Below are 24,811 nucleotides of genomic sequence, written 5' to 3'. Positions count from 1 at the left end.
ACACTTTCGTGGGAATGTCCCGGGAACACAGCGGGCCTGCCGGACGCTCTCCCAGCAGGAGGTACGACGACGATGACGACCGATGAGCACCAGTACCGCACCGAGCACGACTCGATGGGCGAGGTCCGGGTCCCCGCGCACGCCAAGTGGCGTGCCCAGACACAGCGCGCGGTGGAGAACTTCCCGGTGTCGGGACAGCGGCTGGAGCGCGCCCACATCGAGGCGCTGGCCCGGATCAAGGCCGCCGCGGCCAAGGTCAACGCCGACCTCGGGGTGATCGGCAAGGACATCGCGGACGCCATCCAGGACGCGGCGGCCGAGGTCGCGGAGGGCCGGTGGGACGACCACTTCCCGGTGGACGTCTTCCAGACGGGCTCGGGTACCTCCTCGAATATGAACACGAATGAGGTGCTCGCCACCCTTGCCACGGAGCGCCTCGGCCCCGGCCGCGAGGTCCATCCCAATGACCATGTGAACGCGTCGCAGAGCTCCAACGACGTGTTCCCTTCGAGCATCCACATCGCCGCGACGGCCGCGGTCACCGGCGAGCTGATCCCCGCGCTGGAGCATCTCGCGGCGGCCTTGGAGCGCAAGGCCGAGGAGTTCGGCTCCGTGGTCAAGTCGGGCCGTACGCATCTGATGGACGCCACACCCGTCACGCTGGGCCAGGAGTTCGGCGGCTATGCCGCGCAGATCAGATACGGAGTGGAGCGGCTCACCGCCTCGCTGCCGCGCCTCGCCGAACTGCCCCTGGGCGGTACGGCGGTGGGCACCGGCATCAACACCCCGCCGGGCTTCTCCGCCGCCGTCATCGCCGAGGTCGCCCGCGCCACGGGACTGCCGCTGACAGAAGCCCGTGATCACTTCGAGGCGCAGGGGGCGCGCGACGGGCTGGTGGAGACCTCGGGACAGCTCCGTACGGTCGCGGTCTCGCTCACGAAGATCTCCAACGACCTGCGCTGGATGGCCTCGGGGCCGCGCACCGGTCTCGCCGAGATCAGCCTCCCGGATCTGCAGCCCGGCTCCTCGATCATGCCCGGCAAGGTCAATCCGGTGATCCCGGAGGCCGTGCTGATGGTCGCGGCGCAGGTCACCGGCAATGACGCCACGGTCGCGGCGGCCGGCGCGGCGGGGAACTTCGAGCTGAATGTGATGCTCCCGGTGATGGCGAAGAACCTCCTGGAGTCCGTACGGCTGCTGGCGAATGTGTCCCGGCTGCTGGCGGACCGTACGGTCGACGGCATCACCGCGAACGCCGAACGGGCCCGTGCGTACGCCGAGTCGTCGCCCTCCGTGGTCACCCCGCTGAACAAGTACATCGGGTACGAGGAGGCCGCGAAGGTCGCCAAGAAGTCCCTCGCCGACCACCGCACCATCCGCGAAACGGTCCTGGAGCTGGGCTATGTGGAGCGCGGCGACCTGACCCTGGCGCAGCTCGACGAGGCGCTGGACGTCCTGCGGATGACCCGCCCGTGAACGGGCATCACACCACACAGCGATCCGGAAGACGGACAGTATGTCTTCCGGAAGACGGCCTAGGATCTGCGCATGACAGAGACGGCGACAGCCGGGCGTTGGGCGCCTGGCACACAGATTCTGTGGCGGTACCGGGAGAACGCCGGGGACCGTGTGCATATCTGCCGTCCCGTCACGGTCGTCGAGGACTCCGACGAACTGCTCGCGGCCTGGCTGGCGCCGGACACCCCCTGTGTGAAGCCCGCGCTCGCCGACGGCTCGCCGATCCAGCAGGAGCCGCTGGCCACCCGCTACACCACACCGCGCACGGTGGTGCGCGACCGGTGGTACGGCATGGGTGTGCTCAAGCTGGCCCGGCCCGGTGAGCCATGGTCGGTGTGGCTGTGGTGGGAGCACGGCTGGCAGTTCCAGAACTGGTACGTGAACCTGGAGGAGCCGCTCACCCGTTGGGCCGGCGGTGTCGACTCGGAGGACCACTTCCTCGACATCGACGTCTTTCCCGACCGGAGCTGGCGGTGGCGCGACGAGGACGAGTTCGCCCAGGCCCAGCAGGACGGGCTGATGGCGCCCGCCCAGGCGCGCCGGGTCAGGGAGGCGGGGCTGGCGGCGGTCGAGGCCATCACCGCCTGGGGCGCGCCGTTCCGCGACGGCTGGGAGCACTGGCGGCCGGAACCGCACTGGCCGGTGCCGGAGTTGCCCGACGACTGGGACCGGGCGCCGGTACGTACCGGGGCCGGGGCCCGTTGACCGGCCAGGGCCCCGCACGGAGAGCCCGCTCCACGGCCCCGCGCACCACCGGCACGGCCCCGCGCAGCACCGGCACGGCTCCCCGTACAACTCCCCGTACAGCTCTTCACATCGTCGCCCGCACCGGCGAAGTCATGTCCGGAAGATGGCCGGAAGCGTCAACGAGTGGCCGGAACAGTGCTGACCAAGGCCGTGATCGCAGGGGCGCCGCCGCCGACGTCATGAGACCCTTGATGTGCCCCAGGGGTTCAAACGTAGGATCGTCCTCCGGAAGACTGCACCGGGGCAACGGGTGAGCGCAGCAACCGGCCTGACCGTTAGTCACACTGTTCGACACACGCTAGTCACCTTGCATGTCACCAGACGTCACACCGTCAGCCGCTACGACCGCACGTCATGACGACCGAGTCACTACGAGGGGGTGGAGCCGTGCGTTGCGGGCCCAGCAGGAACCGTAAGACGCCCCCGGGCGTCCCGACCAGGTACCGGACACGGCCTGGACACAGACCCCGGCAGGGAACGGCACTGCCGGGACCTGCCCCAGTAGAAGCGATCGCAGCGCACCACCGGCCCGGACGGACGGAACCCCACGCGTGACGGAGCACCCTCCTTCCCACGAAGGCCGGCAGCCCCTGGTTGCCCGGCCGCAGGAACGCACCCGGCCGCGGCAGGAGGCGGGCGTCCCCGGCCTGCCCGGGCCCGCCGTGCCTGCGCCCGCGCCCGACCCCGCCGCCACGTCGCGGCGCGAGGGCGACCGGCTGCGCTTCGTGGGCGCCGCGACCCGCCGGATCGCACGCGGGATAGACCTCGACGAGATCGTGCTCGGGCTCTGCCGGGCGACGGTCCCGACCTTCTCCGACGCCATACTCGTCTATCTGCGCGATCCGCTGCCCGTCGGCGACGAGCGGCCGGTGTCGCCGTTCGTGCTGCGGCTGCGGCGCACCGACCGGCTGCGGCTGACCGACGACGACACCGAGACCGGCGGTATCCCGCTCCAGGCCGCCGACGGTCTGCGGCTGCCGATCCTGGACCCGCAGTCCGATGTGATGCCGGCCGCCGAGCTGTGCGAGGTGGGTTCCGGCGGCGCGCTCTCCGAGGTGCTGCGCGGGGTCCGGCCGGTCTTCGGCGACTCCGCGGCGGCCCGTGCCGCGCTGCCCGAGCTGCTGGGCGCCGACCGTGCCGTACCGACCGGGCACCGGGCGATCCTCGCGCCGCTGCGCGGTCGGCGGCGGGTGATCGGCGCGGCCGTGTTCCTGCGCAGGCCGGACCGCGCCGCCTTCGAGCCGAACGATCTGCTGGTCGCGGCGCAGCTCGCCACGCACACCGCGCTGGGCATCGACAAGGCGGTGCTGTACGGACGCGAGGCGTATATCGCGGACGAGTTGCAGCGCACGATGCTGCCGGAGAACCTGCCGCAGCCCACCGGTGTCCGGCTGGCCTCGCGCTATCTCCCGGCCGCCGAGACCGCCCGGGTAGGCGGTGACTGGTACGACGCGATCCCGCTGCCCGGCAGCCGCGTCGCGCTGGTGGTCGGCGATGTCATGGGCCACTCCATGACCTCCGCGGCGATCATGGGTCAGCTCCGCACCACCGCGCAGACCCTCGCCGGTCTCGATCTGCCGCCGCAGGAGGTGCTGCACCATCTCGACGAGCAGGCGCAGCGGCTCGGCTCGGACCGGATGGCGACCTGTCTCTACGCGGTGTACGACCCGGTCTCGCACCGGATCACCATCGCCAACGCGGGCCATCCGCCGCCCATACTGCTGCATCTCGGCGGCCGGGCCGAGGTCCTCCGGGTGCCGCCCGGGGCGCCCATCGGGGTCGGCGGGGTGGACTTCGAGGCCGTCGAGCTGGACGCGCCCGCCGGGGCGACGCTGCTCCTCTATACGGACGGGCTGGTCGAGTCGCGGCTGCGCGATGTCTGGACGGGGATCGAGCAGCTCAGGGAGCGGCTGGCCGCCACCGCGCAGCTCACCGGGCCCGACCATTCGCCGCCGCTGGAGGCGCTCTGCGACGACGTCCTCGATGTGCTCGGTCCCGGCGACCGTGACGACGACATCGCGCTGCTCGCGGCCCGCTTCGACGGAATCGCGCCGAGTGATGTGGCGTACTGGTTCCTGGAACCGGAGGACGCCGCTCCGGGCCGGGCCCGGCGGCTGGCCCGGCGCGCGCTGGCCCGCTGGGACCTGGAGGATCTGAGCGATTCGGTCGAGCTGCTGATCAGCGAGGTCGTCACCAATGCCGTGCGGTACGCGGAGCGGCCGGTGACGCTGCGGCTGCTCCGTACGGACGTACTGCGCTGTGAGGTCGGGGACGATTCGCCGCAGCTTCCCCGGCAGCGGCGGGCCCGTGACACGGACGAGGGCGGCCGGGGACTGTTCCTGGTCAACCGGCTGGCGCGGCGCTGGGGCGCGACACGGCTGTCCACCGGCAAGGTGGTCTGGTTCGAGCTGCCGACCCGGATGTGAGCGCGAAGGGCCCGGGACGTGACCGCGGGAGAGGCCGGGACGTGACCGCGCGGAAGGATCCGGACCGGCAGAGTCCCAGAAGAGCCCGGTCCGGCAAAATCCGGCAAATCAACCAAATCCCTCGAATGTAGATGTTGCCGACATCGAGTGGGAGGGCTTGACTGGGGAAGGCGGGCTCAATGACCGCTGCCATTCCCCGGGTCGCCCCCGGTTCCCCGGGCCTTCTATCGACGGGAGGACGTTTCGTGACCGGGTCATCCTCCAGGACGGCTTACACGACGAACAACGTCGGCATCCCGGTGGAGAGCGACGAGCATTCGCTCACCATCAGCCCCGACGGGCCGATCCTGCTGCAAGACCACTATCTGATCGAGAAAATGGCCCAGTTCAACCGCGAACGGGTCCCCGAGCGCGTCGTCCACGCCAAGGGCGCGGGCGCGTACGGCGTCTTCGAGGTGACGAACGACGTCAGCCAGTTCACCAAGGCCGTGGTGTTCCAGCCCGGCCAACGTACGGACATGCTCGCCCGCTTCTCCACGGTCGCCGGCGAGATGGGCACGCCCGACACCTGGCGCGACCCCCGCGGCTTCGCGCTGAAGTTCTACACCGAGCTGGGCAACTACGACATGGTCGGCAACAACACGCCGGTCTTCTTCGTCCGTGATCCGCAGAAGTTCCAGGACTTCATCCGCTCGCAGAAGCGCCACCCCGCCACCGGACTCCGCAGCAACGACATGCAGTGGGATTTCTGGACGCTGTCGCCCGAGTCCGCGCACATGGTCACCTGGCTGATGGGCGACCGCGGTATTCCGAAGACGTACCGGAATATGAACGGCTACAGCTCGCACACCTATATGTGGGTGAACGGCGCGGGCGAGCGGTTCTGGGTGAAGTACCACTTCAAGACCGACCAGGGCATCGACTTCCTTCCGCAGGCCGATGCCGATGCGATGGCCGGCTCGGACGCGGACTGCCACCGGCGTGATCTGTACGGGGCGATCGAGTCCGGCAACGCGCCGAGCTGGAGCCTGAAGGTCCAGATCATGCCGTTCGAGGACGCGGCCGACTACCGGTTCAATCCGTTCGATCTGACCAAGGTGTGGCCGCACGGCGACTATCCGCTGATCGATGTCGGCCGGATGACGCTCAACAAGAATCCGGAAGATTACTTCATCCATATCGAGCAGGCCGCGTTCGAGCCCTCGAATCTGATCCCGGGCGTCGGCCCGTCGCCGGACAAGATGCTGCTCGGCCGGCTGTTCTCGTACCCGGACACCCACCGGTACCGGATCGGCCCGAACTACACCCAGCTCCCGCCGAACCGGGCGCGGACTCCGGTGCGCTCGTACGCGAAGGACGGACCGATGCGGTACGAGCCGTCGGCGACGGCCAGGCCGTACGCGCCGAACTCGTACGGCGGTCCGGCGGCCGACACCGAGCGCTTCGGCGACCCGGCGGGGTGGGCCGCGGCGGGCGAGATGGTGCGCGAGGCGTACAAGCTGCACCGCGAGGACGACGACTGGGGCCAGGCGGGCACGCAGGTGCGCGAGGTCCTGGACGACGCGGCGCGCGACCGGCTGGTGTCGAACGTCAGCGGGCATCTGGCGCAGGGCGTGTCCCGGCCGGTGCTCGACCGGGCGCTCCAGTACTGGCGCAACATCGACAAGGTGATCGGCGACCGTATCGCGAAGAACATGAACGGCGGCTGATCAGAGCTGCTGAGGCTGCTGATCAGCGCGTGCGCCTGGCACGTCCGCCTGGCGCGTTTCCGAGGGCGGCCCCGGTGGGGCCGCCCTCGGCTGTCAGCGCGTCGGCTTTCGTCAGCGGGTGGGCGGGCCTCCCGGATGGCCGGCCCCCGCGGTGGGGATACCGGTCTCCGCGCCGCCGGGGTCACTGCTGCTCGTCTCCCCCGGGCCCGGGTCGGTGGCCGGCGGGCTCTCCTCGGGCGTCTCGGAAGGGCTCTCGCTCGGGCTCTCCGTCGGCGGGGGCTCTACCTGGGTGGGCGTGGGCGGCGGCGCCTCGGTGGTCGGGGTCTCCTCCGGCGCCGTCTCGCTGGGTGGCACCGTCGGCTCCTCCCGTACCGGCTCGGGGATCTCCAGATCGAACCGGGCGTCCGAGCCGCCGTTCAGCGCGCCGAGCGTGTAGTCCGCCCAGATCCTGGCGGGGAAACCGCCACCGTTGGCTCGGCCGCTGTTGGCGGTGCCGGTGAGGGAGACCTGTTTGCCGCCCTGCTTGGGGGATTCGCCGAAGAGCGCGACGACCGTGGTGAGCTGGGGGGTGTACGCGGCGAACCACGCGGACCTGTTCTCCTCCGAGGTGCCGGTCTTGCCCGCCGCGTCATAGGCGGAGCTGTCGGCCTCGAAGCCGGATCCGCGGTCCACGACGCCCTGGAGCACATGGGTCACGGTGTCGGCGGTCTCGCGGCTGATGACCTGCTTGCCGACCGGGTTGGGCAGCTCGACCGTACGGTCCTTGTGCGAGGCGGCCTTCACGATGGTGGGCGTGACCTTCCTGCCGTGGTTGTCGAGCGTCGCGTACACGCCGGCCATGTCCCACGTGGAGGCGGTCATCGTGCCGAGGGAGATGGCCGGGCGCGCGGGGAAGTCGTCACCGTCCGGCATCCCGAGGTCCAGCGCGGTGCGCTTGGCCTTGGCCGGGGTCACATCGACCACCATCTGTGCGAAGACGGCGTTGATGGACTTGTTCATGGCGGTCTGGACGGTCACCCGGCCGTAGTCCTGGTCGTCCTCGTTCTCCGGGGCGAAGGGGGTGTCGCTGCCCTCGACCGGCCGCTTGCTGGTGCCGTCGTACCGCGTGTTGACACCGATCTTCTCGCCGTCCTGGGTCTCGGCGCCGTTCTCCAGGGCGGAGGCGAGGACGACCGGCTTGAAGGTGGAGGCGGGCTGGTAGTCGTCGCGGGTGGCGTTGGAGATCCAGTGCTCGGTGGCGCTTCTGCCGCCGTACAGCGCGACGACCCGCCCGGTCTTGGGATCTACGGAGGTCGCGCCGGCCTGGACGGTCGCGTCGGTCGGGTTCTTCTTGCGGTCGAGCTTGCTCTCCAGCTCCTTGTCGACCGACTCCTCCAGCTGGCGCTGGCGCTTCTTGTCGATATTGAGCGTGATCGTCCAGCCGCCCGCGTCGATGTCCGCCTTGTCGACGCCCTCGCGGGCGAGTTCGTCATTGGCGGCCTCGACCAGATAGCCGGTCTGGCCCTCCATGCCGGGGGCGGCCTTGGGGGCGTGCGGTACGGGGAACTTCAGGCCGGCGCGGACCGAGGCGTCCAGCCACTTCATCTCGACCATGTTGTCGAGTACGTAGTTCCAGCGCTCGGTGACCAGCCGCTTGCCGGTGTCGCCGGCCGCGGACCAGTCGTACTGGCTGGGCGCCTGGAGCAGCGCGGCGAGATAGGCGCCCTGGGAGACATTGAGCCGGGACGCGTCGATGCCGTAGTACGCCTGGGCCGCGGCCTGGATTCCGTACGCGCCGCGGCCGTAGTAGCTGGTGTTGATGTACCCGGCGAGGATCTCGTTCTTGTCCTTCTTCCGGTCCACCTTCAGGGAGATCACCAGCTCCTTGAGCTTGCGGGTGACCGTCTGGTCCTGGTTCAGGTAGTAGTTCTTGACGTACTGCTGCGTGATGGTCGAGCCGCCCTGCTTGCCCTTGCCGGAGAGGGTGTTGATCAGGCCGCGGGCCGTGCCCTTGATGTCGACTCCGGAGTCCTGGTAGAAGCTCTTGTTCTCGGCGGCGACGAACGTGCGCTGGACCTCTTTGGGTATCTGTTCGAGGCCGACGATCTCGCGGTTGATCTCGCCGGTACGGGCGAGGATGGTGCCGTCGCTGTACTTGTAGACGTTGCTCTGCATCTCGGCCTGCGCGTTGGCGCTGGGGACGGGGACGAGCATGTAGATCACGAAGAACGCGCCCATGCCGAGGAGGCAGAGCCCGAAGAAGGCGCCGAGCAGTTTCTTGGGCGTGAAGAGGCGCCGTATGCCGCCGTGGCCGCCGTTCTTCCCGGCCCGGCGCGCCCCGCGCTGCCGCGCCCGTCTGGCTTCAGCTCGGCCCATCGCCGTGTCGCTCCGCTCTCAGGTCCGGAATCAGCTCAGCAAGCTAACACCGCTGGCTGTGACAAAGAGCTATCGATCCGGACTTTCCGGACGTGACAATCCGCACCTGTGTCAGTGGAACTGACTCATGGGGGAGCAAAAGGGTTGCGAAGGCCCGAGCCGGGCGGGCCAGGAGGTTGTGTCCTCAATCGCCGGACAGGCTTGAATTCGGCCTGTGCGACCATGGGACATCCGGCCCCGACCAGGAGAGCGATGGGACTCGACAAGCTGAAGTCGGCCATTCCGGACTATGCCAAGGATCTGCGGCTGAACCTCGGTTCCGTCATCGGCGACAGCAAGCTGTCGCGGCAGCAGCTCTGGGGCACCGTGCTGGTCTGTGCGATCGCCTCGCGCTCGCGGGCGGTGCTCGCCGCGCTGGCGCCGCGGGCCAAGGCGGAGCTGAGCCCCGAGGCGTACACCGCCGCTAAGACGGCCGCAGCGGTCATGGCCGTGAACAATGTCTTCTTCCGGACCCGGCATCTGCTGTCGGACCCCGAGTACGGGACGCTCCGCGCGGGTCTGCGGATGAATGTCATCGGCAACCCGGGCGTCGAGAAGATCGACTTCGAACTGTGGTCGCTCGCGGTCTCCGCGATCAACGGCTGCGGTGCGTGCCTGGACTCGCATGAGCAGGTGCTGCGCAGGGCGGGCGTGGACCGGGAGACGATCCAGGAGGCGTTCAGGATCGCCTCGGTGATCCAGGCGGTCGGTACGACGCTGGACGCGGAGGCGGTCCTCGAAGAGTAGGGGCGTGCGTGCGGCCCATATGTGCGGGCCGCACACATGGGCCCACCACATGGGCGCCGTCCACACAGACGCGAGCGAGATGGGGTCCGCGCATATGGGTCCCACGCACATGGGTCCCACGCACATGTGGGGCGCCCCCGGAGCCCCTTCCGGCCCAGGACCCTTCCGGCCCAGGACCCTTCCGGCCCAGGACCCTTCCGGCCCCAGGGCCCTTCCGGTCGCCGGACTCAGCGCTTGAGCGCGGTCATCAGGTCCTTCATGTCCTCGACCATCGCGGATTCGACACCGGAGAAGTCGAGCGGCGCCGACTCCTGGTACTCGCCCGTCACCGGGTCCGCGATGTAGTCCGCCATACGGCCCACCGAGATGCTGATCACGGCCCGGCCGTCGAGGACCTTCAGCTGCGGGGAGTCGCCCGAGGGATCCGTCACCAGATAGGCGCGCTCGCCCAGATCCGGGATACGCAGAACACGGCGCTCCAGCGAGCCTTCAGGGGCGAGATCGGTCACCGTGGCGTCGAACTCCGGGCCCGGGTCGGTCTGTTTGTGCAGGCTGTAGAGGATATTGACCGCGGCGTACGAGCGGGGGCGGCTGTCGTTCTTGACCTCGTTCGGGCGGCCAGGCATCAGGGTGAGGTTGCAGTACGCCCGGTCGATCGCGAGCTGCTCGTCCGCGGCCGCCATCGGTGACTGCCGCTTGCCGAGAAGGCCGCTGAGGGCGGGCAGTTCGGCGTCGAGGCAGAGGTTCGAGCTGACCCGGTAGCCGCCCAGATCCGGCTCCGTCTCGCCGTACGCGTACAGTCCGCCGGCCCATATCGCGGAGGCGACGACCGCCCCGCCGAGCGCCCACAGCCAGGGCCCGCGCCCCGCGGGCAGCCGGAGCGGCCTCGTACCGGCGATGGTCTCGGATCCGGCGACCGGCCCGTCATCGGCGACCGGCCGCACTCCGGCAGGCGCCTCGGATCCGGCGGTCCCGTGCGCCCCGGCGACCGCCCCGGAGCCGCCGGACGCCTGGAAACCGGCGGCCGGCCCGGACCCGGAGCCGACGGCCACCCCGGAATCCGTGAATCTCTCCCCCTCGCCGGCCCCGGCCCGGGGAGCCGGGATGCCGGACGCCCCCTCGGGCGGTCCCTCCCCCGTACCCTCCCCCTCCAGTTCCGGCTCGGATATCACTCCCGGCCGTCCCCGCCCTCGGCAACCGCCGGCGCGGCGGCCGGAGACGTGGGAGCCGCAGCGGGCGCCGGGACCGGCACGGGCTCCGGCAACGGGGCCGCCGCGGCGCCCGCGCCCGGCGACGACGGCCGCACATGCCTCAGATCGCGTTCCAGGCTGTACGCGCGGAGGTAGCCGACGACCGTATTGGTGACCGCCACCAGCGGCACCGCCACCACCGCCCCCGCGATCCCCGCCACCAGTCCCCCGGCGGCCACCGCCAGGACCACGGCCAGCGGATGCACCCGTACCGCGCGCCCCAGGATGAACGGCTGGAGGACATGCCCCTCGATCTGCTGCACGCCGAGCACGATGATCAGGACCATCAGCGCGGTGAACACATCCTGCGTGACCAGCGCCACCACCACCGCCAGCGCGCCGGAGATCACCGCCCCCACCAGCGGGATGAACGCGCCGAGGAAGATGATCACGGCGAGCGGCACGGCCAGCGGCACTTCGAGGAAGTACAGCCCGAGCCCGATGAACAGCGCGTCGATCAGCGCCACCAGCACCGTCCCGCGCACATAGGCGGTCAGGGTGTGCCAGGCGCGCGGCCCGGCCCCCGCGACACCCTCACGGGCCTGCGCCGGGACCAGCTTGAGCGACCATTGCCAGACCTTCTTGCCGTCGTACAGCAGGAAGAGCGTCGAGAACATCGCGAGGAAGATCCCGGTCAGCAGCTCGACGATCACCGTCACGCCCTGGATCCCGGCCGAGGTGATCTCCTCGGTGTTGGAGCCGACCGCGTCGCTCAGGCTCTTCGCGAGGTCGTTGATCTGGTCCTCGGTCACATGGAACGGGCTGTTGAGCAGCCAGCGCTTCAGCTCGTTGATGCCGTCGGTGACCCGGTTGGACAGATCGTCGATGTTCTCCACGACCTGCCACACCACGAACCAGCCGACCAGTCCCATCAGGACGAATCCGGAGATAGCGGTGAGGGCCGTGGCCACTCCGCGCGGCACTCCGACCCGCTTGAGCCAGGCGACCGTGGGTTCGAGCAGGGCCGTGATCAGCAGGGCCGCGACAAAGGCCATGACAACGAGCTGTACGGCGCTGATGACCCGCATCAGGACCCAGAGCATCCCGGCGAGGACAAGCAGCCGCCAGGCGGCCTCGCCCGCGACCCGCATCCCCCAGGGGATCGCGGTGACAGGGTCGGGCCTGCCGGGGACGGCGGGCACGGATGCGGGTGCGGATGAGTCGGGTGCGTACGAGGGCGGCGGTGGTACGGAATCGGGCGCGGCCACCCTGACGGGCACGGGAGGCTCGTCCGCCTCCGCCTGGGCCCTGCGCCGGTCCAGCCGCTCTCCCATCCGGGTCAGCCCCGTACCCATCTGGCTGAGCCACGCCGGCACTCTCGACATGATGGTTCCTCTTTCCCCCGTCCTTCTCCGCACTCACTCCCCCGGAACTGTTCGAATCGACCGTACACGGGTGAAGCCCCCCACCGTAGGGACGGCGGGGGGCTTCGGAAGGTTGAGCGCCGGGAGCCTGCGTATCTCAGCGGCGACCGGGGCCGGGCACTCTCTAGTACCAGTTGTTGGCCTGCCAGAACGACCAGGCGCCACAGGGGCTGTCGTAGCGGTCGTTCATGTAGTTGAGGCCCCACTTGATCTGGGTGGCCGGGTTGGTCTGCCAGTCGGCGCCCGCCGAGGACATCTTGGAGCCGGGCAGCGCCTGGACCAGTCCGTACGCACCGGAGGACGGGTTCTGCGCCTGGTAGTTCCAGCCCGACTCGTGGTCCACGATGTTGCTGAAGCACTGGAACTGGTCGGCGGGGATCATCTGCCGTGCGATCGCCTGGACCTGGGACACGGTGTACGAACTCTGCGCAGCGAAGGAGGAGGCGGACCGCACCTCGTCACGGCTGGCGCGCTCGGCGGCCTCCTTGGCCTCCCGCTCGCGCTCGGCCTTCTCCTCGGCGGCTTCCTTCTTCGCCTTGGCGTCCTTGGCGGCCTGGATACGGGCCGCTTCCTCCGCGGACTTCTTGGCGCTCGCGTCGGCCTCCGCGGCCATCACATCGGCCTGCTGGGTCAGCGACGCGGTCTGCACCTGCGCCTGCTGGCCCGCGGGGATGTCCGCGAGGAGCGTCAGGTCGGCTGCTGCTGTCTCGAAGTCGTTGTCCGAGACCTGGGGGTCGCCCGAGGCAACACCCACGACTGCGCCGACGGTGGTGACCGCGGTGGCCGAAGCCACAGCGAACCCCCGGACCGAGATCCGGCTCACACGGTGTCCTTCCAGCAACGCCCGCATGGTGACCCCGCGGACGCGATCGTGCCCCTGGCACTGGCCTCCGCACTACTGGGTCACGGGAGACACGGGCCCGGTGGACAACCCCCTTACGGGGACTGCCGCATGGTGCGCGGGCGGCATACGGCGGCAGTTGTTGAGTTGTGTGGTGCCGCACCACTGGGGGTGCGCGTGTGCCGCATGCGGGGCCTGACGGAAGCAAGACTCTGCCGGAAGCCAACACCGTAGGGCAATTCTTCGTTGCGTGGGATAGCTCACACCCCGTTTGGCCCGGGAGAAAAGGGAAAGAGCCGCGGCACACAACGCCGCCCGGCTAAGCTGCTGCGCTCATACCGGGCGGCCAAGTGCGGCGATTACCCCTAGATCTGACCGTCCTCCAACATTTCGGTCACCAGCGCGGCGATCTGCGAGCGCTCGGAGCGGGTCAGGGTGACATGCGCGAAAAGCGGATGACCCTTGAGTTTCTCCACGACAGCGACAATTCCGTCGTACCGCCCCACCCTCAAGTTGTCGCGCTGCGCGACATCATGGGTCAGCACCACCCGGGAGTTCGCCCCGATCCGGGACAGAACGGTCAGCAGGACATTCCGCTCCAGCGACTGCGCCTCGTCGACGATCACAAACGCGTCGTGCAGCGACCGCCCGCGGATATGGGTGAGCGGCAGCACTTCGAGCATGCCGCGGCCCAGCACCTCCTCGATCACCTCGCGGCCCGCGACCGCGGAGAGCGTGTCGAAGACCGCCTGCGCCCAGGGGCTCATCTTCTCGGCCTCGGTGCCGGGCAGATAGCCCAGCTCCTGCCCGCCCACCGCGTACAGCGGCCGGAACACCATCACCTTCTGGTGCTGCCGGCGCTCCAGGACCGCCTCCAGGCCCGCGCACAGGGCCAGCGCCGACTTGCCGGTGCCGGCCCGGCCGCCCATCGACACGATGCCGATGTCGGGGTCGAGGAGGAGATCGAGGGCGATGCGCTGCTCGGCGCTGCGGCCGTGGATCCCGAAGGCCTCCCGGTCGCCGCGGACGAGCCGTACATTGCCCTCCGCGGTGACCCGCCCGAGCGCCTTGCCGCGCTCGGACTGGAGGACCAGCCCGGTGTGCACGGGCAGTTCGCTCGCCTCGGGGACATAGAGCGACTCCTCGGTGAAGAGGAGGTCGACCTGGTCCGCGCCGAGCGTCAGCTCACTCATCCCCGTCCAGCCCGAGGAGTCCGTGATGGCCAGCTCGGCGCGGTACTCCTCGGCGAGGAGACCGACCGACGACGCCTTGATCCGCAGCGGCAGGTCCTTGGAGACGACCGTCACGTCGTACCCCTCGGCCTGGAGGTTCCGTGCGACCGCGAGGATCCGCGAGTCGTTGTCGCCCAGCCGGAAGCCGGCGGGCAGGATCCCGGGATCGGAGTGGTTGAGCTCGACACGCATCGTGCCGCCCAGCTCGCCCAGCGGGATCGGGGCGTCGAGGCGGCCGTACCTGACCCGGAAGTCATCGAGCAGGCGAAGGACCTGCCGGGCGAAATAGCCCAGCTCCGGATGGTGCCTCTTGGCCTCCAACTCCGTGATCACCACGATCGGCAGCACTACCTCGTGCTCGTCGAAGCGGGACATGGCGTTCGGATCGGCCAGCAGGACGCTGGTGTCGAGAACGTAGGTGCGCCGGTCGGGCATGCGGCGCTTTGTGCTGGTCACCACGGAAGGACGTACCCCCTCGAATGAGGTCGGGGTGCGACGGCGTCGCGGGCGGGTGGGCCGGACTCGGACCCCATGCGCGGGCCGGACTCCGGCCCTCCATGTCGCCCGTACGTTCAACCGCACGGTCGTCCTGGTGCAAAGGGCCTCCCGGGCGGACGGCCCCATGCCGTCCGCTGAGATGCGATGTCCGCTGACCTGGCTTTTGGACATCGACCTGGGGGAGGTATTCCCTCGAACACGCGCCGCCATGCCATGGCATATGACGGACGGTGGATGAACCACAGGTGAAGGGGGTGCGGAAGGGCTGTACGGGGGTGTCACCGGGCGCTTACGAAACGCTTCCGAGGGCTTGTTCCGGCCTTGCGCGGCCGTGCCCGGGCCGCCCGGAGCAGGGGTCAGGCCCCGTAGCGGCGGTGGCGCGCCGCGTAGTCACGCAGGGCGCGCAGGAAGTCGACCTTGCGGAAGGCGGGCCAGAAGACCTCGCAGAAGTAGTACTCCGAATGGGCGCTCTGCCAGAGCATGAAGCCGGAGAGACGCTGCTCGCCGCTGGTGCGGATGACCAGATCGGGGTCGGGCTGGCCGCGGGTGTAGAGGTGGGACGAGATCAGGTCGGTGTCGACGATCTCGGCCAGCTCCTCGAAGGTGGTGCCCTTGTTCGCGTGGTCCGTCAGCAGGGAGCGGACGGCGTCCGCGATCTCCTGCCGGCCGCCGTAGCCCACGGCGACATTGACGAGTATGCCCTCGTTGCCGATGGTGGCCTGTTCCGCTTCCTTGAGGACGGTCTGCGTACGGCCGGGCAGCAGGTCGAGCGTGCCGACATGGTGGACCCGCCAGCGGCCGTCGGCGGCCAGATCCCGGACGGCGTTCTCGATGATGCCGAGCAGGGGGATCAGCTCGTCCTCGGGGCGGTCGAGGTTGTCGGTGGACAGCAGCCAGAGGGTGACGACCTCGACATTGGTCTCGGAGCACCAGCCGAGCAGCTCCTGGATCTTGCTGGCTCCGGCCTTGTGCCCCTGCTCCGCCGTACCGCCGGAGGCCCTGGCCCAGCGGCGGTTGCCGTCGAGGATGACTCCGATGTGCTTGGGCACCTGGGAATGGTCGAGACGGCCTTCCACCCGGCGTGCGTAGAGCCTGTACACCAGGTCGCGCAAGTTCACTGAGTCCACCCTCTCGATTCCATGGGGCTCGATTCCATGGGGACCGGCGCATCCGCCGGCGGGACGGCACATCCGCCGGACGGGAACTGGGGGCCGGTCCAGGGACCCCGGAGCCGTCACACTACTGCGCGGGCCCCATGGTCACCCAACCCGGTCTGTCACAAGTCCGTGATAAGGAATGAAGCATGACTGATTTTCCCTCTTACCTCGCCGCCGACGGCCGGTACGACTCCATGGAGTACCGGCGCAGCGGGCGCAGTGGCCTGAAACTGCCCGCGGTCTCGCTCGGCCTCTGGCACAACTTCGGCGACGACAGGACGCTCGATTCGCAGCGCGCGATCCTGCGCCGCGCCTTCGATCTCGGCGTCACGCACTTCGACCTTGCGAACAACTACGGCCCGCCGGCGGGTTCCGCGGAGCTGAATTTCGGCAAGCTCTTCGCGCAGGACTTCTCGGCCTACCGGGACGAACTCATCATTTCCTCCAAGGCCGGATATCTGATGCATCCCGGACCTTACGGTGAGTGGGGTTCGCGCAAGTACCTGCTGTCCTCGCTCGACGCGTCGCTGTCGCGCATGGGCCTCGATTACGTCGACATCTTCTACTCGCACCGCTTCGACCCGGACACCCCTCTTGAGGAGACGATGGGGGCGCTGGCCTCCGCCGTGCAGCAGGGCAAGGCGCTGTACGTAGGTGTCTCGTCGTACACCGCGGAGCAGACCGCGGAGGCGGCGCGGCTGCTGAAGGAGATGGGTGTCCCGGCGCTCATCCACCAGCCGTCCTACTCGATGATCAACCGCTGGATCGAGGACGACTCGCTGCTGGACACGCTGGAGACGGCCGGGATGGGCTGCATCTCCTTCGTACCGCTGGCACAGGGGCTGCTGACCAACAAGTATCTGAAGGGCATTCCGGAGGGCTCCCGGGCCACGCAGGGCAAGTCCCTCGACCCGGATCTGCTGTCGGACGAGGTCGTACGGCGGCTGAACGGGCTGAACGACATCGCGCGCCGCAGGGACCAGTCGCTGGCGCAGCTCGCGCTGAACTGGGTGCTGCGCGATCCGCGGATGACGTCCGCGCTGATCGGGGCGTCGAGTGTGAAGCAGCTTGAGGAGAATGTCGCGGCGCTGGCCGGGGCGCCGCTCACGGCCGATGAGCTGAAGGAGATCGACGACTTCGCGGTGGACACCGCGGGGACGAACATCTGGGCCGGCCGGGGCTGACGGTCCGGCCCGGCTGTCCGACCGGGCCGCCACGGCTGCGCTCCGGCCGCTGTGCCTGACGGCGCGGCCGTGCGTCTGTGAACAGATGGAAAACGGGCCGGTCCGTGGGGGGATACGGACCGGCCCGAGGGGGGGTTTCCACCATAACCCTTCGTAAGGGCTGATGCGCGCCACGACGAGCCGTGATGACGCTCCGAAAGCGGCGGCAGACCCTGTGGGGCCCGGGATTCCGGGCCCCACACGGGTTCCGGGGCCGGGCGTGGCGAGTAGTGGCCACTCCGCGCCGTAACCCTCAGGAGCGATGGGCAGGGGCCGCGCCTTGACGCGGAGCGACGGAGTGCTGGGGCACGGGGTCGTACGGTACGAGCCTTACGCGGCGGCGAGGCCGCCGAGGAGGAGGCCGATCAGGGCTCCGGTGATCATGAAGGGGCCGAACGGGATCGCCGACTTGCGGCCCGCCCTGCGCAGCAGGACCAGCCCGAGCCCGTACACCGCGCCCAGCAGGAATCCGGCGAAGGCGCCGACGAAGAGGACCGGCCAGCCGTACCAGCCGAGGGCGACCCCGAGGGAGAGCGCGAGCTTCACATCGCCGAAGCCCATGCCGTTCGGATTGATCAGGAACAGCAGGAAGTAGCAGGCGCCGAGGGCGAGTCCGCCGAGCAGCGCCACCGTCCACGAGCCGCCCGCACCGGGGAGCAGCGCGGCGGCGCCGAGCAGGACGGCCGCCGCCGCGGCGAGCGGAAGCGTCAAGTGGTCGGGCAGACGGTGGACATGACGGTCCACCAGCGCGAGGACCACGGCGAACGGCGTGAGCAGGAGCCAGACGGCGAGTTCGGGGCGCGGCCCGGTCGCGGCGGCGAGGGCCGCGCAGGCGAGGGCGGTGAGAAGCGGGAGGAGGACCGAGGGGGCGTAGGGGACGGCGGGTGAGGGCGCGCTGCCGGTCGCCTCGTCGGTGGTGCTCGTACCGGTGTTGGCGGTGCTCGTACCGCTGTCCGCGCCGGCGGTGCTCGTGCCGGTGTCGGCGCCGGTGTCCGTACGGGCGGTGGCGCCGCGGTCGTCGGCCTCGGCCTCGGCGGCGGGTGCGGGGGCCGTACGGGCGGGGACGCCCGCTTCGCAGCTCGCGCAGCGCGTACCGCCGAGCCAGCCACGGGCCGGGCCCGTGATCGGGTGCCCGGCAGGGCAGTCCGCGCGCCAGGTCTCCTCCGGCGCGACCGAGAGCCGGTACACGGCACGCGGCAGCAGCAGTCCGGTGGTTCCGCCCCAGAGAACGGCGACGACGATCAGCGTGGCGTACACAGCACCGACCCTAGGGCGCTCCACCGGGCCCGGTCATGGGTCCAGGGGCCCACCGCGGGCGCTCCAGGACCCAGAAGGGGCGGGCAGGGGTTGCGGGGCGGACGGCGGGCGCTACGGTCTACGGCCATGGGCACTTGGCGGAACGGCAAGGGGCGGCTGACGGTCCCGGCGCAGAACGGAACGCGGGACGGATCGCAGGGCGGGCCGCAGGACGGGTCGGCGGACGGTACACAGGACGGATCGGTCGAGCTGGAGATCGCCGCCTCGTACGGGACACGGCGGCGCGGGCTGCTGGGGCGCGACGGGATCGACGGCGCGCTGCTGATCACCCCGTGCAACAGCGTGCACAGCTTCCGGATGCGGTTCGCCATCGATGTGGCGTACCTGGACAAGGAGTTGACGGTTGTCGACGTCCACACGCTGCGGCCCGGACGGCTCGCCATGCCGCGCTGGAAGGCCCGCCATGTACTGGAGGCGGAGGCGGGCGCGATGGCACGCTGGGGCCTGCGCCCGGGCACACGGGTGAGCGTGGCGCTCCCTGACCAGGCGCCTGATTAGGCCTCAGCCGAGCTTGGTCACCTGGGCGGTGAGCAGGGCCGGGGGCAGGTTCGGGGTTCTGCCGTCCTCGAAGTTGGCCGTGTAGAACGTGGCCACGGTGCCGCCGACCCGTACGAGATGGAACACCAGCGGGACCGGTTCGCCCTCGAAGTCGCCCGTCACCTGGTAGGCGAGCGCGTCGTCACCGGCCTTCACGGGAGGCAGCGGCTTCACCCCGGTGTAGGTGGATGGGCCGTCGCCGCCGGTCGCGGTGAAGCCTTCGGCGCAGGCCGTGACGGCGGTACGGAGACGGCTCAGCAAGGCGGTCGCGCCCTGCTCGCCATGGGCGGACAGAAACTCTGACACGGCCGGGCCGCGTTCCTCCGGGCCGACGAGTTGCCGGAACGCGACGGCCTTGGCCAGCGGCTCCGGCCTGCCGTTGATGACGGCGGTGAGGGGCCGGCACTCGGCCTTCTCCGCGGTCTCGCCCCGCGGCGGCGGGCCGGCCATCGGTTCGGCGGTGAAGCCGGACACATCGCCGGTGGCGAGCACCGCCCGGTCCAGTTCACCCTGGCCGAGCACCCTTCCGTCGCTCGCGCCGATACCGGTGAGACCGGGGCGGGGCGTGGGCTCCTGGGACGGCTTCCCGGCGGCGGCCGGATCCGTGGCCGGGCCCGTGGCCGTTGCCTGGGCCTTGGGGCTGCCGTCCTTCCCCGGGGCGCCCTCGCCGCCGCAGGCGCCGGTGAGGCCCAGGGCCAGCGCTGCCGCCGTCGCGGCCAGGACGACGCGCCGTGAACTGCCCGGCATACCCGCGGTGCGCGTGGTCATCATGGCTGCTCCCCTTTCTCAGGTTTCTCGGGGTCTTCAGGCGCCGCACGGGCTGAGCAGCCCGTCCGGGTTCACGGTGTACGTCGTCGGCTCGTCGTCCGAGGCGAGGAGGCGTGCCCTGGTGACCGTGCCCGTCGGGGCCGTGAGCCAGTAGGTGTCCGGGTCGATACGGTCGTCGGGGTGGAGCACGGGGACCCCGGTGGCTCCGGCGAAGGCGGCGGCCAGTTCCGGCTCGGTGGCGGGCGCGCCGTACACGGCCGTGGCGGGCTGGACCTGGATGTCGAGGCTCATCGCCACATCGCCGCGCGCCGGGTGGTACGTACAGAGGACGAACGCGTCCCAGTCGCGCTCCCCGAGTGCGTCACGGCCGGCGCGGACGTCCACCTGGCGGTGCGGCACCCGTACGACGGCGGCGAGGACCTCGGTGAGCTCGGCCGGCTCCAGAGGTCTGGTGAGCAGGAAATTGCAGATCACGGTACGTTCCCCCGTCAACGGCTCCGGCGTGCGCGGAAGCGTGTGGATGAGTCACGGACGTACACAACAACCCCATCGGAAACGCGACGCTACGCCCCGCGCCCGGCCCGGTCATGGGCCCCAGGACCCACCCCGGGGCTCACTCGTCCGTTAGGTCCGCCGCCGGGGGCCGCTGCGCCCGGGCAGGGTCAGGGGAGGGCGGCGAGATCCATCTCGATGCCGACCGGGGAGGCGAGGCGGCCGGTGAAGCACTCGTGCCAGGCGCGCTCGACCAGCGACAGGGCGGCCCGTTCGCGCTCCCCCAGGATGTTCGCCCTGGCCCGCTCCAGATACCGCCGCGCCTGTGCCGTATCGCCGCGCCGCGCGTACAGGCGGCCGAGCCAGGAGGTGTTGGAGGTCAGCTCGGGGGCGCGCGCCACCGACTCCGCGATGAGCCGGAACGTAAGTTCCCGGTCACTGCGGTCCACGCCGTTCCACTCGTTGACGGCGGCCAACTGGACGGCGGCCACGGGCCAGTACGGAGAGTCCTCCGCGATCCGTGACAGCAGCTCGCCGCCGCGGCGGACCGCGTCCTCGTCGAGCTGGATGTGCAGGGCGCTGTGCGAGAAGAGCAGGGCGGCGCGGGGTTCTTCGGGGTGCTCGGCGGCGACGCGGATGACGGTGGCGACCGCCGCGCTCTCCTCGTCGAACCACTCCAGGCCGAAGACGACCTGTACGTAGTCGAGGAGCCGGGCGGTCGAACCCTCTTCCTGGGCAAGCCTCTTGACCTCGGCGTACTCCTGGCCCACCTGATCCATATCCACCTGATTCATGGACGTCTCACCTGTTTCCCGGGTGCTTCGCGGGGATGAACGCGGTGCTGATCCGGGCGATCCCGTTGACCATACGCCCGCGGATGGTGACGGTTTCGCCGTCGACGACCCGGCTGAGTTCGAATTCGCCCGGCTGGCCACCCGGCTTCTGGGTCATGGGGCCGTCGCCCAGACTGTCGATGATCTTCTTCAGCGCCTGCTCGCGGCCGCCCGACTTGCGGACCAGGTCGTCGAAGCCGTGGTCGGCCTTGTTGAAGACATGGTCGAGGACCTTCTGGGAGTTGTTGGCCTTGTACGCCTCGTCGAGCTGTTCGCGGGTCAGCGGCTCGCAGATGTCCTGGTTGTGCACCAGGGCGGGGACGGAGCCGGCGAAGACGTAGTACGAGTGGATGCCCGCGACCGTGAGGTCATGGGTGGTCCGGCGCTCGGTGAAGTGGCCGGTCGTCACGACCCGCATTGGCGCGCCCGAGGGCGTACGGAGGTCGTCGCCGGGGCGGATGTCGGCGGCGTCCGCCCAGCGGTCGCGGCCGGTGAGCCAGAACGGGTGGGTGTCGGTGGCCGTGATGGTCGCGGGGCCCGAGGGGGTCGCGACGGTGAGGCGGGTGAAGTCCTTGTCGTCGTGGGTGGTGATGGTCCGTACGACGGGCCGCGCCGCGGTCACACCGGTCACCGGGTCGGTGGCGAGGACGCGGGCGCCCACGGGGACCCGGTCGATGGCCATACGGCGGCCGTCGGCGAGAAGCACCGGGGTGCCGGGCAGGAAGCTGTGGCGGACGGGGCAGGTGGTGGGCTGCTTGTCCGGTTTTTCCTGGTCCTTGGGGTCCTTCGGGTCGTCGGGATCCTTGGGTTTGTCGGCGTCGAGCTTGCGTTTCGCGTCAGCGAGTTTGTCCTCGGCCTCGCTGACGCGCTTGCGGTTCTTGATCAGGCCCTTGATGCCGTCGTACAGGTCACCGCCGTGCTTCTTGAGGGCCTTGACGAGTGCGACGGCCTTCTTCCACTTCCATGGCGCGCCGTACTTGGCGGCGAGCTTGCCGACGGCGCCGCCGACCAGGCTGAGCAGCACATTGATGAGGGTCTCGGTGCAGGCGCCCATGTCGCCCTTGGTGACGCAGTCGAGGGCGTCGGTGATGCCCAGCTCGTCGGCGAGGATCTTCGCGAGTTCCTTGGCGGCTTCCTTGGCCTTGTCGGAGTCGGCCTGTTCGGCGGCCTGGGCGTCCTGGAGTTCCTTGAGGGCGGCTTCGTAGTCGATCTGGGTCTGGGACTTCTCGCCGGGCTCGGCCGGGTCGGTGGCCGGGTCGTCGGAGACGGGGTCGGCCGGGTCACCGGGGTCTGCGAAGTCTGAGGGGTCGCCCTGCTCGTCGCCCTCGTCGGCGCCCTGTTCGTCGTCCGAGGCTTCGGTGTTGTCGCCGCCTCCGCCGCCGCAGTTGCTCCCGCCGGTGATCCGGCACACCTGCGTACTGAGACCCTCGGCGATGGTCGGCCCGGCCCCGGTCGCCACCAGCGCGCCGACGATCGCGGCCACGACCACCACAAGCCCGACGTACTCGATGGTCCCCTGGCCCCGCTGCGCTCTGCGCAGCCCCAGCAATCGCGTATCCGTACGCGGCACGACCCGCCGCACGCGACGACGAAAACGACGCACTACCCCCAGTGGCGACATGAAAGCGAGGTTATGCGCGCATTAACGGACAGTCGTGGGCCCTGGGACCCAATCCGGGACTCAAACAGGCAAGGGGCCCGGTCCGCCGCTTTCGCCACGGACCGGGCCCCGGGCCCGGCTTGCGCTTCTCAGCAAGAAATCTGACGGAGCGTCAATTCTGCGTATATCAGTTCTGGGAGTTCTCGCCGCGCGGGAAGGAGACCTCGACCCGCCGGTTCTTCTTGCGGCCTTCCTCGGTGCTGTTGTCGGCGATCGGGTACTGCTCGCCGTAACCGCGGATCTCGTACGTGATGCCGGCCGAGGCCAGCTCCTTGTCGAGAACGCCGTGCACGGCCTCGGCGCGCTGCTTGGAGAGGACATCTCCGTGGGCGGCCGAGCCGAGGTTGTCCGTGAAGCCGAAGACCCGGACCTTCGCCGCGCCCTGCTTCTTGATCTCGTCGGCGATGGCGGCGATACGGGAGTTCGCGGCCGAGGACAGCCTGGCGCTGTCCTTGCCGAAGAGGACTTCGGCCTGGAGCGCGAACTTCACGTTCTCATTGGTGTCCTCGCGCCGCTCCTCACCACCCTCGGACTCGACGACCGAGATGATGTCGAGCACCTTGGCGGGGGCGAGTGTGGCACCGCTGCTCAGCTTGAGGCCCGGGGCGTTGCCGTCCACCTCGGGTGGTGGCGAGGTCGACTCCGTGCCTGGCGGGGTACTCGGAGTCTCGTCGGCGCGGGCGCCGGCGGCCATGGTGAACTGGACACTGGTGAAGAGCACGGCGGCGGCGATGGCGGTCGCCGCCGGACGCTTGGAGACCCTGCGCACGCGGGACGTGGTGGCACCCATCAGGAGATCTCAATCGTCGCGGAGGGCATCAGCGGCAACTGGAGGTCGACCTGCGAAGTGGACTCGGGCGGAGCGGGGAACTGAGCGAAGAACGTGGCGCTGGCCCCGCCGTCCAGCCGGGTGATACCGGTCGTGGTCAGGGGGTTCCCGTCGGTGTCCCGCAGAACGTAGTAGCGCTTCTTCTCCACCTTGTCGACGAGCGTCATGCCGCCGAACGACCGCCCCTTGGCCTTGATCTGCGACTCCAGCCCGTTCCACTGGATCGGCACCGACTGGTTGCTGCTTGAGGTGTTCTTGACCGTACCGGTGACGGTCAGGAACCCGCCCTCGTCCCGGACAGCCGTGTGAACGAGGACCTGGAAGCCGTTGCTGCCGTTGACCGTTGCCAAGGTCGTGCTGGTGTCGGGGACGGTGGGACCGCTCTCTTCCTTGGGCTTGTCGTCGCCCGGAGCGGAGGACGACGAGGCGGCGCCCTCCTTCGTACCGCCGTCGCCTCCCCCGCAGGCGCTCAGGGAGACGCTCAGCGCCACCACAGCGAGAGCGGCCCCTGCCGCCCTACGGGCCTTCGCCCCATGCCACAGACTCATTGATCCAGTTTCCTTTGCGTTCGCTCGCGGTCAGTCCTGCGCCAGTCGGACGGAGAATAGATCGGCCATGTCCGGGAGGAGGTCGAGATTCTCCGGATCGATGAGCCAATCCAAGCCGCCGTCGCAGTCGAGTGCGCCCGGTGAGACCGGCTCGTCCTCGACCGGGTCCGCCGGCTCTTCCCCGTCTTCGGGTGACTCGCCGTCACCCGGTGACTCCGACTCTTCTTCGGCGGGCTCGAAGTGGCACCGGGATTCGACGACCGCCGTGGCACTGGCCTCGGCCTTCTCGTCGGCGGTACCCGGCAGGATGTTCTCGCCCATCGGCTTCTGGGTGATGACACGGACCGTGAAGCCCCACCGGCCGCCCGTCGCCCAGTCGCATCCGGCCGATCCGTCCTGTGGCTTCAGATCGGCGCCGTTCCGGTCGGCGAAGCGCCCGGCCTCCTGGCAGCCGTTGAACGTGCCCAGCGGATTGCCGTTGAAGATGTCGTCCAGAAAACCGGGGTCCAGCAGGCCTCCCAGCAGGTCCTCACGGAACTGGTCCCGGGACTCCTGGGCCGCCGCCAGAGCGGCGGCGTCCGCCGCCGACTGGGCACCGTTGTGGGTGGCACCGGCCTGACCGACCGCGAAGAACGCGAGCGCGAGAAAGAGCAGGCCCGCCACCATCGTGATGTAGATGGGAGCGGCCTGCCCTGACTCGCGAGTATCGCTTGCGGTCATC

At 69.9% G+C, this 24,811-nt stretch carries 21 protein-coding genes; 7 read left to right on the top strand and 14 right to left on the bottom strand.

Annotation, left to right across the window (positions count from 1 at the left end):
• The first annotated feature begins 72 nt into the window (after window positions 1-72).
• The 4 genes from ACFU9P_RS07455 to ACFU9P_RS07440 all read left to right on the top strand — a co-directional run bounded on the left by ACFU9P_RS07455 (window position 73) and on the right by ACFU9P_RS07440 (window position 6,400).
• Window positions 73-1,476, top strand: coding sequence for a class II fumarate hydratase (locus ACFU9P_RS07455; RefSeq protein ID WP_376378151.1), 1,404 nt, complete (start codon window positions 73-75; stop codon window positions 1,474-1,476).
• A gap of 72 nt (window positions 1,477-1,548) precedes the next feature.
• The gene (locus tag ACFU9P_RS07450) at window positions 1,549-2,223 is read left to right on the top strand and encodes a DUF402 domain-containing protein (protein WP_384078174.1); all 675 of its coding nucleotides are present in this window, start codon (window positions 1,549-1,551) and stop codon (window positions 2,221-2,223) included.
• 593 nt (window positions 2,224-2,816) lie between these two features.
• A complete protein-coding gene (locus ACFU9P_RS07445; protein WP_376378145.1) occupies window positions 2,817-4,691 on the top strand; it encodes a SpoIIE family protein phosphatase in 1,875 nt (624 codons plus the stop codon).
• 245 nt (window positions 4,692-4,936) lie between these two features.
• Window positions 4,937-6,400 carry a catalase gene (locus ACFU9P_RS07440; protein ID WP_384078173.1) on the top strand — a complete coding sequence of 488 codons (1,464 nt, stop codon included), beginning with the start codon at window positions 4,937-4,939 and terminating at the stop codon, window positions 6,398-6,400.
• Window positions 6,401-6,511: 111 nt separating this feature from the next.
• Here the strand turns inward: ACFU9P_RS07440 and ACFU9P_RS07435 are convergent, their stop codons facing one another.
• The gene (locus ACFU9P_RS07435) at window positions 6,512-8,755 is read right to left on the bottom strand and encodes a transglycosylase domain-containing protein (RefSeq protein WP_384078172.1); all 2,244 of its coding nucleotides are present in this window, start codon (window positions 8,753-8,755) and stop codon (window positions 6,512-6,514) included.
• Window positions 8,756-9,007: 252 nt separating this feature from the next.
• On the opposite strand from ACFU9P_RS07435, the gene ACFU9P_RS07430 reads away from it, so the two are divergent.
• Window positions 9,008-9,541 carry an alkyl hydroperoxide reductase gene (locus ACFU9P_RS07430; protein WP_384078171.1) on the top strand — a complete coding sequence of 178 codons (534 nt, stop codon included), beginning with the start codon at window positions 9,008-9,010 and terminating at the stop codon, window positions 9,539-9,541.
• A 227-nt stretch (window positions 9,542-9,768) separates the two neighbouring features.
• On the opposite strand, the gene ACFU9P_RS07425 is transcribed toward ACFU9P_RS07430, so the two are convergent.
• From ACFU9P_RS07425 to ACFU9P_RS07405, 5 genes are all read right to left on the bottom strand, one after another.
• The gene (locus tag ACFU9P_RS07425; protein ID WP_384078170.1) at window positions 9,769-10,713 is read right to left on the bottom strand and encodes a hypothetical protein; all 945 of its coding nucleotides are present in this window, start codon (window positions 10,711-10,713) and stop codon (window positions 9,769-9,771) included.
• On the bottom strand, window positions 10,710-12,116 hold the full coding sequence (locus tag ACFU9P_RS07420) for an AI-2E family transporter (RefSeq protein ID WP_384078169.1): 1,407 nt from the start codon (window positions 12,114-12,116) through the stop codon (window positions 10,710-10,712). The genes ACFU9P_RS07425 and ACFU9P_RS07420 overlap by 4 nt, the downstream gene beginning before the upstream one ends.
• A gap of 163 nt (window positions 12,117-12,279) precedes the next feature.
• Entirely contained in the window at window positions 12,280-12,978 is a 699-nt protein-coding gene (locus ACFU9P_RS07415; RefSeq protein WP_046508293.1) for a transglycosylase SLT domain-containing protein, read from the bottom strand.
• A 383-nt stretch (window positions 12,979-13,361) separates the two neighbouring features.
• Window positions 13,362-14,687 (bottom strand): PhoH family protein, encoded by a 1,326-nt coding sequence (locus ACFU9P_RS07410; RefSeq protein WP_079023754.1) that lies wholly within the window; start codon window positions 14,685-14,687, stop codon window positions 13,362-13,364.
• Between the two features lie 395 nt (window positions 14,688-15,082).
• Window positions 15,083-15,844: an isoprenyl transferase gene (locus tag ACFU9P_RS07405; RefSeq protein WP_376378374.1), complete on the bottom strand. Its 762-nt coding sequence runs from the start codon at window positions 15,842-15,844 to the stop codon at window positions 15,083-15,085.
• A gap of 185 nt (window positions 15,845-16,029) precedes the next feature.
• Here ACFU9P_RS07405 and mgrA point away from each other — a divergent pair, with 185 nt between their 5' ends.
• Complete coding sequence (mgrA, locus tag ACFU9P_RS07400; RefSeq protein WP_384078168.1) at window positions 16,030-17,067, top strand: L-glyceraldehyde 3-phosphate reductase; 1,038 nt, start codon at window positions 16,030-16,032, stop codon at window positions 17,065-17,067.
• A 369-nt stretch (window positions 17,068-17,436) separates the two neighbouring features.
• Here the strand turns inward: mgrA and ACFU9P_RS07395 are convergent, their stop codons facing one another.
• The gene (locus ACFU9P_RS07395) at window positions 17,437-18,363 is read right to left on the bottom strand and encodes a prepilin peptidase (RefSeq protein ID WP_384078167.1); all 927 of its coding nucleotides are present in this window, start codon (window positions 18,361-18,363) and stop codon (window positions 17,437-17,439) included.
• Between the two features lie 126 nt (window positions 18,364-18,489).
• Here ACFU9P_RS07395 and ACFU9P_RS07390 point away from each other — a divergent pair, with 126 nt between their 5' ends.
• Window positions 18,490-18,921 carry a DUF192 domain-containing protein gene (locus tag ACFU9P_RS07390; RefSeq protein ID WP_384078166.1) on the top strand — a complete coding sequence of 144 codons (432 nt, stop codon included), beginning with the start codon at window positions 18,490-18,492 and terminating at the stop codon, window positions 18,919-18,921.
• A 3-nt stretch (window positions 18,922-18,924) separates the two neighbouring features.
• On the opposite strand, the gene ACFU9P_RS07385 is transcribed toward ACFU9P_RS07390, so the two are convergent.
• From ACFU9P_RS07385 to ACFU9P_RS07355, 7 genes are all read right to left on the bottom strand, one after another.
• Window positions 18,925-19,731: a hypothetical protein gene (locus ACFU9P_RS07385; protein ID WP_384078165.1), complete on the bottom strand. Its 807-nt coding sequence runs from the start codon at window positions 19,729-19,731 to the stop codon at window positions 18,925-18,927.
• 33 nt (window positions 19,732-19,764) lie between these two features.
• Window positions 19,765-20,202, bottom strand: coding sequence for a hypothetical protein (locus ACFU9P_RS07380; protein ID WP_376378119.1), 438 nt, complete (start codon window positions 20,200-20,202; stop codon window positions 19,765-19,767).
• A 188-nt stretch (window positions 20,203-20,390) separates the two neighbouring features.
• Window positions 20,391-21,014, bottom strand: a complete 624-nt coding sequence (locus ACFU9P_RS07375) for a hypothetical protein (RefSeq protein ID WP_384078164.1) — start codon at window positions 21,012-21,014, stop codon at window positions 20,391-20,393.
• 7 nt (window positions 21,015-21,021) lie between these two features.
• The gene (locus ACFU9P_RS07370; RefSeq protein WP_384078163.1) at window positions 21,022-22,635 is read right to left on the bottom strand and encodes a Hint domain-containing protein; all 1,614 of its coding nucleotides are present in this window, start codon (window positions 22,633-22,635) and stop codon (window positions 21,022-21,024) included.
• Between the two features lie 205 nt (window positions 22,636-22,840).
• A complete protein-coding gene (locus ACFU9P_RS07365; protein ID WP_376378111.1) occupies window positions 22,841-23,503 on the bottom strand; it encodes an OmpA family protein in 663 nt (220 codons plus the stop codon).
• Entirely contained in the window at window positions 23,503-24,090 is a 588-nt protein-coding gene (locus tag ACFU9P_RS07360) for a hypothetical protein (RefSeq protein ID WP_376378108.1), read from the bottom strand. Before ACFU9P_RS07360 ends, ACFU9P_RS07365 begins: the two co-directional genes overlap by 1 nt.
• A gap of 30 nt (window positions 24,091-24,120) precedes the next feature.
• Window positions 24,121-24,810, bottom strand: coding sequence for a pilus assembly protein TadG-related protein (locus tag ACFU9P_RS07355; protein ID WP_384078162.1), 690 nt, complete (start codon window positions 24,808-24,810; stop codon window positions 24,121-24,123).
• Window position 24,811: the final 1 nt, after the last annotated feature.

The organism is Streptomyces sp. NPDC057617 (assembly GCF_042800555.1).
In the GTDB taxonomy this organism is placed as follows: Bacteria; Actinomycetota; Actinomycetes; order Streptomycetales; family Streptomycetaceae; genus Streptomyces.
Note: the sequence above shows the minus strand (reverse complement) of the source record. Positions and strands in the feature narration are given on the sequence as shown.